This is a genomic window from uncultured Subdoligranulum sp., from assembly GCF_937890665.1.
In genome coordinates this window covers 1-10,720 of the sequence record NZ_CALADU010000311.1, presented here as the reverse complement: position 1 = coordinate 10,720, position 10,720 = coordinate 1, and the positions used below count along the sequence as shown (strand labels likewise).

At 59.3% G+C, this 10,720-nt stretch carries 5 protein-coding genes; 1 reads left to right on the top strand and 4 read right to left on the bottom strand.

Translation table 11 applies throughout. The features are described 5' to 3' along the window. Both dctP and Q0526_RS17910 read right to left on the bottom strand, forming a co-directional pair. The coding region (dctP, locus tag Q0526_RS17915) for a TRAP transporter substrate-binding protein DctP (protein ID WP_298736681.1) at window positions 1–478 on the bottom strand (478 nt) is incomplete at its 3' end. A gap of 165 nt (window positions 479–643) precedes the next feature. Continuing rightward, on the bottom strand, window positions 644–1,225 hold the full coding sequence (locus Q0526_RS17910) for a YcxB family protein (protein ID WP_298736679.1): 582 nt from the start codon (window positions 1,223–1,225) through the stop codon (window positions 644–646). A gap of 230 nt (window positions 1,226–1,455) precedes the next feature. Here Q0526_RS17910 and Q0526_RS17905 point away from each other — a divergent pair, with 230 nt between their 5' ends. Next, window positions 1,456–2,337: an AraC family transcriptional regulator gene (locus Q0526_RS17905; protein ID WP_298736677.1), complete on the top strand. Its 882-nt coding sequence runs from the start codon at window positions 1,456–1,458 to the stop codon at window positions 2,335–2,337. 127 nt (window positions 2,338–2,464) lie between these two features. Here the strand turns inward: Q0526_RS17905 and Q0526_RS17900 are convergent, their stop codons facing one another. Both Q0526_RS17900 and Q0526_RS17895 read right to left on the bottom strand, forming a co-directional pair. Continuing rightward, entirely contained in the window at window positions 2,465–9,403 is a 6,939-nt protein-coding gene (locus Q0526_RS17900; protein WP_298736675.1) for a polysaccharide lyase family 8 super-sandwich domain-containing protein, read from the bottom strand. Between the two features lie 217 nt (window positions 9,404–9,620). Further along, window positions 9,621–10,720: MATE family efflux transporter (locus Q0526_RS17895; RefSeq protein ID WP_298736673.1), on the bottom strand; the 1,100-nt coding region annotated here is incomplete at its 5' end.

Genomic DNA, 10,720 nt, shown 5'->3' with positions numbered 1-10,720 from the left:
CGGAATCCATCCAGGTCAGACCCATAAAGCCCTTGTCGGCGGTGAGCTGGTACAGGTCCTGGGCGATGTCGCCGTCCATGACGTCATAATAGTGCTGCTGGTCGTTGAACACATACGGCACCGACAGCACGTTCCATTCTTCCTGGAAGTTGCCCAGCGTCGAAGCCGAGACCTTCGCCATATCCAGCGCACCGGCGCGGATCTGGGTGATGTTGTCGGTCTCGCTGCCCAGCACCGCGTTGGGGAAGATCTCGATGTTGATGGTGCCGCCGGACTGTTCCTTCACGTCCTCTGCAAAGGCGCTCAGGGCGATGTGTACCGCGTGGTCCTCGGCCAGACCGTGGGAAAGCGTCAGGTTCAGGACCGGCTCGCCGTCCTCATTGGTCGTGCCGCCCGTCGTCCCGGCGCACCCGGTCAGCGTCAGCGCCAGCGCGGCCGCAGCCGCGGTCAGGCGCAGTCCAAAACGCAGTTTTTTCATTGGAATCCATTCCTCCCGTTGTTTCTGGGGCTTCCCTGCGGGAAGCCCGGTTTTGCAAAAAGGTCTGTGTTCCGCGGGCCGCCTCCTTTCATTGTGGGATGATATAGCCGAAAGGCACGGTACCGGCCGGTCTGCCCGGCGGCTGTGCCCTTTCCACCCGCTCGTTTATTTTTCCTTCTGCTTCGCAGCCTTGCGCCTGTCCCACAGGCGCAGCAGGTCGTGCAGGTTCACCGTCAGCAGCGAGAAGGCTTCTTCCCATTTTTTGCCGGTGCGCTTTTCCACAAGCTGCATCACGTCCTCGTCGCTGCCGTTCTCGATCTTGCCCCGGTCCACCATGATGACGGAATCCGATCCCAGGAACAGGTACAGGTATTTTTTATCCTGCACCAGCCTGTCCACCTTGCGGTAGTTCAGCTTTTTATGGATGCCGCCCTCCTGCAGTTCCATCTGCCCGGAACCGAACACGCATACCGTGGTGGGCAGCACGCCGCCCCGGGCGTCCACCGCCTTGACCGACCGCACGATGGCCGGGAAATCCCGCCCCACGAACAGCAGGCATCCGGCCAGCGTCGTCAACGCCTGCCCCCACAGGGGCATCGGCGCGAACAGACCCACCGCCACCAGCGCAACGCCCGCCGCCGCGGTGAGCAGCACCCTGCCGAAGCGGTAGGTGTTGTATTGGGTCTGGAACAGCGCCTGGATCGAATCTTCGGTGTGGTCGATCCGTCCTTCGTATGGCACAGCCATGGAGGGTCCTCCTTTCCCGGTTCGGGCCGTTATCACGTTTTGCCATCCAGTTTTCTGTGCAATTCGCACAATTTTCTTGTGTTCGTTTTGTTCATTCTGCAAATTTTTGTTATCTTTGTACAAATCATAACAAATTTACCGCCTAAATTCGTCTGATTTTGTGATACAAACCTCGCAATTTGTGATATACTGTTTGTATCGAAACGATCTGCCGGAAAGGAGCCGCCCCTATGCAGACCTACATGATGCCCTACACCGACCAGAACATCACCCCGGAACTGGCGAACCGCCGTCTGGCGCTCGACAAAGTGGTGGTGGGGTGGTACTCCAACCGGCAGGTACACCAGTCGGTGACCCACTCCCACCCCTACCATGAATATATCCTGATGATCAGCGGCAAGGCGCTGTACCATGTGGACGGCAGCCGGTATGAACTGCACCCCGGCGAGATGATGCTGATCCCGCCGGGCACGGTGCACACCGGCTTTTACGATACCTACGACCGCCTGCTGCTGCAGGTGGACGACCTGTTCTGGCGCGACACGCTGCGCGCCCTGCCGGACTTTGCGGCGCAGCCGGGCCTGCCCGACCGGCTGATGATCCTGCACGAAGGGCCGGTGCACAAATGGGGCGTGCGCAGCCTGATCAACCGGGCGGCGGTGGCCGCGGGCATCCCGGACACCGCGGAAAAAGAGCTGATGTACCGCTGCCTGCTGGTGGAACTGACGATGATCATCCGCCAGATCATCGTTGAGGACGGCATGGGCCGCCCCAGCGCCACCAGTCCCCTGGTCGCGCACGTCACCACCTATATGCACCAGCATTACCGGGAGCCGGACCTGACGGTAGCCAGCCTGGCCCGGTACGCCTATGTGAGCCGGGAGCATCTTTCCCGCGTATTCAGGGAATACACGATGCAGAGCGTTTCCAGCTACCTGACCGAGCTGCGGATGCAGAGCTGCCGCCGGGACATTGCCGACGGCAAACGCATCCTGGACGCCTGCCTGGAAAACGGCTTTTCCAATTACAGCAGCTTCCTCAAGACCTTCCACAAAATGTACGGCATAACGCCCCAGGAATACCGCGCCCAACTGCGCACCGCGATGGGGTGAGGGGGGGCAAAACGGCACAGTTTTATGCGTTTTCATTTTTTCGTTTTAACGTCATTTTTTCTTATTAAAAAGCCAGGGCGGCGCCCCGCATAAGCGGGGCGCCGCCCTCGTGTTTCTTCAGCGCAGTTTATTCTTTTCTATGCTTCTTGCGCAGCAGGGTGATCCCGGCTGCGGCTGCGCCGTTGGCTGCCAGCGCCATGACGAGCGCCGTCAGCGGGAAGTCGTCCGAAGTCTGGGGTACTGCCGGACCAGCGGGAGCAGCGGCTTCCGGCTGCTCCGGCTCGGCCGCCGCGTTATCGGCCGGCGTCTGGCCCTGCGGCTCGGACGGGGCAGAACTGCCGCCCTGACCGGGCTTTTCCCCCGGATCGGGCTGCGGTTCGGGATTCGGTTCAAGAGCGGGAGCCGTCGCGTCGATGTTCAGCGCCGCGCCGTTCAGTTCGCTCATGTTGACCTGGATCTGGATGCCGCCTTCCACGGCCGTGACCGTTCCGGCGCTGCGGGCATTGCCCACCGTCAGGCCTTCGCCCAGCAGGGTGACCGTAACGATGCCACCCTTCTGGGTCGGATCGGCAATGCCGATGTGCAGGTCGCCATTTTCATTCCACAGCGTCAGGGAAACCGGGCTGTCGCTTTCCACATGGTTCATCATGCAGCCTTCCGGCAGATCCAGACCGCTTGCGTTCCAGAAGTTGAACCCGTAGACGCCCAGCGCGGTATCGGCCGCCGCCTGCACGTCCGTGGTATTTGCAAGCACGCGGATGCTGTTGTTTTCGGCATAGGCCGCCATCTCATCCTGGGTCTTGCCGGGCAGCAGCACATAGCTGTAGCTGCCGCCGGTGGGGTTCTGCCCATGGCTGACGGCCAGACTCATGAAGTCGTTGGTGACGGTATTCTGATCCGCCGCGTCGTCCTTGGGATAGCTGTTGGTGTTTATATCGCTCCATTTGCCGGTGCGGGTCTCGCGCAGGACGTTGAGCGCAGTCGTTTCGGGGAAGTAATAGCCGATGGCCGTTCCCGCCTGATTGGCAGACAGCCACGCCCAATTGGCGTTCACCGTTTCCTTCTGCCCGTTGGTCTGGGCCGCCGGGCTGCCGTTGACGATCAGCGTGTTTTCGTTGTCCAGACGGCGGTTTTCGACGATGGTCTCGGTCTCATCGCCCTCGGTGGTGGTGATACCGGCGCCCAGCGCCACGATCTGTTCGCCCAGCGCGAACCAGGATTTCTTCGCTTCCAGATCCGAGTAGTTGGAAGCAAAGTCCATGCCGATGGAGGCATAGTTGCTGCCCGGCACCGTAGAACCGCCGACCCAGTCGCGGTCATTGGTCTTGATATTGGACTCCGACATCGGCTTGGTCACATGGTTGGTGGTGATGCCTGCCAGACGCAGCGGGTCCACCGTAGCCCAGTAGCCCTTATCGTACTGCGCCTGATCGCCGTTGTGCAGCGCCAGCGTGCCGTCGCTCTGGTACCAGCCCTTCAGATTCTCATTGTTGATGCTCTCGGTAGCGCCGTTGCGGCTGGAGAACATACTGATCGCCAGCGCAAAGTTGCGCGCATGCACAACCGCCTTGTCCATCATACCGTAGACCTTGGTATAAAGTTCGGTGTCCAGCGGAATGCTGTCGTCGGCCAGCAGGTTCTTCGCCATGATCAGCGAGGAGAAGCGCAGCTTGGCGTAGTAACTGTCGGGATCATACGCAATGCCCAGTTTGACCTGGGTCTTGGCAAAGGAGTACAGCTCATCGCGGTATTCCTCCGGCGCATTGGCGATCAGCGTCAGAATGGCGTCCATCGCATAGCGGCCGGTGGTGATGGTGCTGCGGTTGTAGCGCGACACACTGCGGCCCTGTACCATATCCATGATGCCGCCGTCGGCATACAGCGGGCGGAACGAGTTCAGGATCCACTCGTAAATGATGTTGGGGTCTGCATCGGTGCAGGCCCAGGTCGTATTGTTGGTGATCGAAGCGATCTGGGTGACGCCGCGCAGCATTTCGACGCCGTAGCTGCCGGTGTAGGCAAAGTTGCCGTGCTGCTTGTAGGAGCCATCCTCATAGAAGCCGTCGCCGCTGGTGACGTACTTCATGCTTTCGGCCAGCGTATCCGAAGCGTTGAACAGGCAGGCCGGGTCGCCGCCGATCAGGCCTGCAAGCGCCATGACCATGCCCTGTTCAGCCTGGTTGGCACCCGTAGACTCATAGATCGTGCCCTTGCCGGTACCGCTGCGGCCCCAGTAGAAGCTGGAATCCGGCACCAGCAGGCGCAGGGTGTTGTACAGCCAGTCACGGTCTTCCTCCGGCAGTTCGTCATACATCAGCACGCCGACGCTGGACAGCGCCTTGGGCATACCGATGGTCCAGTCCCACCAGTTGGCAAAGATCTTGTCATGGTAGTTCAGGAAGTTGGGGAAGCCCGTCCGCAGATAATCCAGGCAGAAGAGGATATCCTCTTTCAGGTCCTCGTTATGGTAGTAATCGGTGCAGCCCTCGGAGGTATAGGCCAGCGCCAGCGACTGGATACGGCTGACTGTGCTGGTCAGGTTGGCGCTGCCGTCGGTATTGTTGCCGCCTTTATTTGCCCAGTCCAACTGCACGTCGATGTCGTCAAAGAGGTTCTCGCCGGGCTTGGCGCTGCGGTTCAGGTGATCCAGCGCCGTCTTGGCTTCCTCCGCATAACGGTCCATCACGGCCCGGTACTGGGGATCGGTCTTGTCGGTCATGTTGTTGCCGGTCTGGCTGTCGGCATAATTTTGGCGCATGCCGGCCATCTCGGTCTTTTCGCTGTCGGTCAGGTCGCGGTACTTCACTTCCGCCGTAAAGGTCTTGCCCTTGGCGTCCGCCGTATCGACGGTGAACACCACGCCGTATTTATCGGTCTCAGCCGTCACGCCGTCATCACAGCGCACCACTTCCAGATCATTGCCATACACACGGAAGGTAAGGCTGTCGTTGTTCTGATGCACGTCGGCCATGCCCACGGTCATGGTGTGGGTAGCGGGGTCCTTGACGATGGTGACCGAGCCCTTGACGGCGCTCACATCCCCCACGCGAATCGCTTTGCTGCCCTGGTCGCCCCAGAAGATGTAGCCGGTGACGTTGGCGCTGTTGTCGCGCACGACCTGGGCCATGGTGCTGTTACTGAGCACTTCGATATCCGGGTCCTCGGCGTAGGCTGCCACCTGTTCCTGGGTCTTGCCGGGCAGCAGCACATAATCATAATATTCATTCTTGAAGGAGGAGAGCGTGTCATTGTTGTTTACGTTCTCCCCATGGGGGATCGCCAGGCTCAGGTAATTGCGGGTAACGGGTTCCTCACTGACACCGTTGCTGCCGTTCACATCGGTCCACTTGCCGGTGCGGCTCTCACGCAGGACGTTCACGTCGCTGCCCTCGGGGAAGTAGTAACCCACAGCGTCCTTGTCGGTATTACCCGCCAGCCAGGCCCACTGCACGTCGGTCAGTTTTTCTTGATCGCCCAGTTCAGGGGCCGTCTCCTGCCCGTCTACCACCAGCTTGTTGTCGCCGTTGATCTTCTTGTTTTCCACAATAGTCTCGGTGGTGCGTTCGGGGTCGATGCCGGTGATGCCTGCGCCCAGCGCCACGATCTCGTCGTCAAAGACGAACCATGCCTTGCGGGCGGTCAGGTCCGGGTTATCGGAGGTGCTGTAGTTTTTGAAGTTCATGGCTACGCTGGCATAAGGGCCAACGGCCGTACCACCGTTGAAGTTGGCGTTACCAACATAGTTGCCCCAGGCTTTCAGCTCCCAACTACTGTGGTCGGTGGTGATGCCCGCCAGCCGCTGGGGGTCGACGGTGTTCCAGTAGTTGTCCGCATACTGGTCGGGATCGCCATTGTACAGATAGGTGGCGCCGTCGCTCTGGTGCCAGCCGGTCTTGTTTTCTTCATTGCCGAATTCCATACGGCCGGTACGGCCGGATGCGTAGCTGATGCCAAAGCTGAACGTATCGCTGTGGGCCACGGCCTTGTCCATACTGCCAAAGACCTTGGCATAGCCGGTGTTGGGCACCGCCTGGATGGTCTCATCATTCACCAGGGCCAAAGCACTCATCATAGCGGCTGCGTTCATGCCGCTGTAGTATTCGCTTTCGCCCATAGCCTCGGCGCCTGCCTGCAGTTGGGCCTTGGCAAAGCCCTGCAAGTCAGCCTTGCGATCCGCAGGGGCGCTTTCGGCCAGAAGGGTCACCGCCGCCAGAATGCCGCGGCCGGTTTTCAGGTCGCTGCTGGAGGGACGCGCCACACCGCGGCCGTTGACCATATCGAACATGGCGCCATTGGCGTACAACGGGCGGATGCCGTTCCAGATCCAGTCATACACCACACCGAGCTGGTCCGCGTTGATGCTCCAGCCGGAGCCAGCCGTCAGATAGACCAGTTTTTCCACACCGTTGAGCAGCGTAGCGCCGTAACCGCCGGTATAGGCCAAGTTGGTGTGCTGGATGAAGGAGCCATCGGCATAGATGCCCTCACCACTGGTGACGACCTTCACGATCTGGTCAAAGTATTTGGTACCGTTGATCACAGCCGTCTGGTCGCTGCAGGCCGCGCCGCGCAGCAGCGAAGCCAGGCTGGTATCCGCCAGGTTACCGCCGGTCATATCCATCTTGCCGGCCGCGCCCTTGACTTTGTAGACCCAGGCGGGGTCCTCGTTGAAGTGCTGCAGCGCAGCAGCTTCCTTCTGAAGCAGTTCGGGGGACATTGCGTCATGCATCAGGATGACGGCCCCCGCCAGATTCTGGGGGATCCCGATCCACCAGTGATACCAGTTGCCGAACATGGCCTTGTTATCCAATTTCTCGTTATAGAAGTGGGCGTAGGCCCACTCCATGGCATAGAGGATGTCGGCTTTCAGTTCTTCATTCTGGTAATACTGGCTGCCCTTTGCCGCCCAGGCGCGAGCCATATCCTGGATCCGGCTGATCGCCGTGGAATAGTCCACACTGTCGTTGGAGTCTGTGGAAGGAGAACCATAAATCTTGTCGAAGTCAAGATTCAAGTCATTAAACAGCATATCCGCGCTGTTATCCACCAGATGGTCTTGTGCCGTTTTGGCTGCCTCATCATAGCCCGCTAGAATGGTTTTGTATTCTTCCGAAGTAGCATCCTCGGCCCAGTAGCTGTTGCCGGTCAGGCGCTCGACCCATTTATCGCGCATGGCTGCGAACTCCGATTCCATGGCCGCGTCAATGACCGAGACCGTGCAGCTTGCGCTGCTGCCGGAGGGGGCTGTGGCGGTGATGGTCGCCACGCCCCGGCCGACAGCCGTCACCGTACCATCGTCACTGACGGTGGCTACCGCCTCATCGGAACTGGCCCAGGTCAGGGTCTCACCATCCGGGGCGTTGGTCGTAAGCTGCTGCGTATCGCCCTGCGTCAACGTCAGGCTGGTCTGTCCCAGTTCCAGCGTATAAGGCAGCGCGATGAGTTCCATATCATCGACCCACACCTCGCCGGTGAAATTCTCATACGAAATAGCGGGTCTAAGTTGTCCCTGGGTGCACTCTGCCGTTTTCTGCAGATTTTCCGCCGAAAGATACAGTTCTACAGTCTGCCAATCCGATGTTCCCTTCAGTGCAGGAGTAGATGTAATGGAACTTTTCGCAAGATCAACTCGCAGCGCCGCCCCGCCCCAACTGCTGCAACCAACATTTTGCAGCTTGATTTTAGCGCGAAGCAAATAATCCTGCGTGTAGTCCGCATTGTGCGGGAACTCGTCAGGATACAGCAAGACTCGCTGTTCACTACCCGAACCCGGTTCGTAATCGCTCTTAGCATAAAGAGAATAGGTACCGCTGACTTGGGTCTCTTTGTCCAGCTTGAGTTGGAACTTAGTCGTATCCGGCGAGACCGGTACCCAGGCGCCCATCATGCCCTTGGGTCCCTGCCCGTCTACAAAGTACTTGGCGGCATCCCCGGTAGCGGGCACCGCTTCGTCAAACCCCGTGGACCACAGGACTTCCCCCTTGTCCGCCTCGGCGCTGCTCTTGGTAACAATCTCTACGCGGTCGATCCAGATATCGCCCGTAGTGCCCGCAGCGGAGAAGATCTCCAGTTTCAAATAACCGTTTTCGTTGGTTTTATCGCCTTTGTCGCTGGCGTCATACACTTCCTGCAAATCGGCCAGATCCATTTCAAAGTCATACCAGTCCTGCGTGCCGCCGGGGATCGTTCCTTCCGGCAGGGCGATATTTCCTTTATCGCCCACCTGGGCGCGAATCTTCAGCTTGTTCAAATCCTCCGTTTTGATCCGCAGGCGCAGCACATAATCCTTGCTGTAGTCCAACCCGGACACACCACTGATAATATCCATGCGGGCAGCAGCGTCCTCACTATGCAGGTGGATCCCCTTGCCGCCATCCAGGGCTTCATCTTCGACTACTTCCCAGTAGGTCGTGGTAGGATCCGTCGGAGCAGGATCCAGCCACACATCGTTCCAGTTGGCCGGGACCACGCCATTTTTCCACGTATTTCCGACTTCTTCATCGGCGGGTTCAGCCGTCTGCGAAAAGTCATCGGACCAAACCGCGTTGGCAGAAGGCTCTGTGCGCGCCCCTTCCAACGACAGCGTTTCGCCAGCAGACGCCGCCGGTTGCTCCGCCGGGGCCTCGGATGCAGGGTTTTCCGGGGCGGCGGGTTCGGCAACTTCCTCCTCAGATTCGGCGTTTTCCGGCGCCTGCGGTTCTTCCGCAGGTTCCTGTACCGGGGATTCTTCCTCCGCAGGCTCCTGCGGTTCCGCCGCCGTGCTTTCGCCGGGCTCCTCGCCAGGTTCTTCCGCAGGTGCTTCCGTCGGTTCCGAAGCAGGATCAGTCTCCGCCTCGCCCTCAGTGTACGGGGGGGGGGTATTTTCGTCTGTTCCATCCTCCGCAGGTTCCTCAGGCGGGGCAGTCGCCTCGGGCGCTGAAGAAGATGCGGCTTCTTCCTCCTCCGGCTGGACCACTTCCGTCGTTGGCAGCGCCTGCCCGGCCGCATAGACCGGCAAGCTCTGTCCCGCCGCCAATGCCATTGCGATTGCAAGGCAGCAGCAGCGCGCTTTCCAACTTGCTTTCATACGATTCCTACCTTTTCTTTGATATTTCGCCCATAGCAAAACCATTGGCGATCACACATCTTTATTATAAGAAAAGGCGGCATCCAGTGTATATCGTCAGAACTTGTCATTTGTGGGTGCTTTTTGGCTTTCGGAATTTCGCACATAAGTCAAGGGCGGCGGCTGTTTTATATCCAGCCGCCGCCCTATTCAAGTAAACGCCCGATTTCCGCAAAGTCTACCGAAGCCGCGGCAGTTCTGCTTTTTCTTTGTGGCGCAAAAGCATAAAATATCCGATGCAAAGCAGGTCCTGAATCAAAGAGGATGCCGGGGTCCCCAAACCGATCAGGAATAGGTTTGTTCCGGGCAGAAGGCTCATTGCCCATGCCACGGGGATTCGCACGCAGAAGGCGCCAACGATTCCCTGTACCATAACAAAAAGCGTTTTTTCACAGCCGTTAAAATAGCCGGTAAAGCAGAACAAAAGCGGTGTCAGAAGGCAGTCGATGGCATACGCCTGCAGATACTGCCTTGCCGCCGTGATAACCGCCGGGTCCCTGGCAAAAAAAGACGCCAGCCAGTCCCCGTGCCAAAATGCCAATGCCCCCATTGCCGCCCCTACGACCAGTGAGGACAAAATACCGCAGCGCAACGCCTGCTGTGCCCGGTCTGCGTGACCGGCGCCGCGATTCTGCGCCACAAAAGCCGACATGGATTGCGTATATGCCGAAGGCACCAGCATAATGAATACACAAACTTTTTCCCCCACGCCGACGCCCGCCGAAGCGGTCGTTCCCATACCGTTCACAAGGGTCTGGATCACCAGGAACGAACTGCCCACCAGCAATTCCTGAAGTGCCACCGGCACACCGATGCGCAGTTGCCGCAAGACCTTACGCCGAAGCGGACGTGCCGTTCGCCTGTGCAATTCAAAAGGCAGCGGCCTGCGGCACAGAATGACCAGGCAGAGCACCACGCTGACCGCCTGCGCCGTCACGGTGGCCAGGGCCGCCCCTGCCGCCCCCAAATGGAACCCGGATACCAGGATCAAATCGCCCGCAATATTGACCACACAGGCTACCGCTACCGTAAACAAGGGCGTTTTGGCATCGCCAGCCCCCCGAAGCACCGCCCCCAGGAAGTTATAAGCCACAATAAAGATCATGCCAAGCCCGCAGATCCGAATATAGGCGACCGTATGCGCCATGGCTTCGGGCGGAGCGTGAAGCAGTGCAGCCAGCGGTTCTGCAAATGCCACCAGGCCAAAGGTCAGCAACGCAGCCAACGTCCCCAGCATGATCAATCCCGCCATGACCGCCCGGCCTGCTTCCCGTCTGT

Bases quoted from the DNA above. Each gene is read 5' to 3' on its own strand.
- Q0526_RS17910 (WP_298736679.1), bottom strand. From the start codon at position 1,225: ATGGCTGTGCCATACGAAGGACGGATCGACCACACCGAAGATTCGATC.
- Q0526_RS17905 (WP_298736677.1), top strand. From the start codon at position 1,456: ATGCAGACCTACATGATGCCCTACACCGACCAGAACATCACCCCGGAA.
- Q0526_RS17900 (WP_298736675.1), bottom strand. From the start codon at position 9,403: ATGAAAGCAAGTTGGAAAGCGCGCTGCTGCTGCCTTGCAATCGCAATG.